The sequence below is a fragment of the Mesorhizobium sp. P5_C1 genome, from assembly GCF_054049815.1.
The window spans coordinates 1-1,025 of sequence record NZ_JBFULQ010001096.1 but is presented as its reverse complement, the minus strand read 5'-3'; the positions used below and the strand labels follow the sequence as shown (position 1 = coordinate 1,025).

1 protein-coding gene is annotated in these 1,025 nt (G+C 56.5%); it reads right to left on the bottom strand.

All coding sequences use genetic code 11. From position 1 onward, the window contains the following. The coding region (locus ACXJ7R_RS34125; protein ID WP_457155637.1) for a calcium-binding protein at nt 1–1,025 on the bottom strand (1,025 nt) is incomplete at both ends.

The window sequence follows — 1,025 nt, the reverse complement described above, 5'->3', positions numbered from 1 at the left end:
GCACTGCCGTTGCTGTCATAGGTGAGCCAGCCKGTRTCGGTCTCGTAGATGATGTGATCGTTGCCGTCWSCGGCAAGGCCGGTGGTGTTCTTGAYGAACTGGTCSGCCGTCAGMGTGCCRTTGCCGCCAAGYGCKGCRAAGATSGCRTTGTCGACCTGGATGGTGTCGTCGRCKACCGAGAAGTCGGTGATGGTATCGACATTGGTCAAGGCGTCGAGCGCTGTATGGAAATGGAAAATGTCGCTGCCAGTTCCGCCGATCAGTGTATCGTTGCCCAGGTGGCCGTCGAGGATGTCGTTGCCCGCGCCGGCAGTCAGGGTGTTGTCATGCTCGCCGCCATATATCTGATCCGCAAACTGCGTACCGGTGACATTGCGGATAGTGGCTACGGTATCCGTATTCCCAAAAGAATCCGTTGCGGTATCGGCTGCCAACCCCAGTTGCGAGCCGACTCCCCAGAGATTGACGAGGATACCATGTATGGCGCCGCTGCTGACGTCGGTACTGTAGTCGACCGTGTCAAGGCCGGAATTGCCATTGATAGTGTCATTTCCACGTCCACCAATCAGCCTGTCGTCGCCTGAATTGCCGTTGATGATATCATTTCCGTCTCCGCCAATGAGCGTGTCGTTCCCGTCCCTGCCGCTTATTGTATCGTTGCCGCCTCCACCGATGAGAACGTTCACGAAACCATCGCCGGTCAATGTGTCGCCACCACTGCCGCCGGTCACATTCTCGATGTTGCGAATAGTATCTTCCGCGATCCCGCCGATCGTGACTTGAGCGTCAACGAACTTGGTTAGACTTACAGCAACAGCTGAGGTTTGATTGCTGTAGTCGGCCGTGTCGACACCATCTCCACCATCCATAACATCGTTGCCGAGGCCTCCTCTGAAGATGTCGTTGCCGCCGAGGCCCAAAAGTGTATTTACACCACTGTTGCCAGTGATGATGTTGGCAAGGGAATTGCCGGTGCCGTCGATGTTCGCGGATCCAGTCAGCGTCAGGTTTTCCAGGTCCTGGCC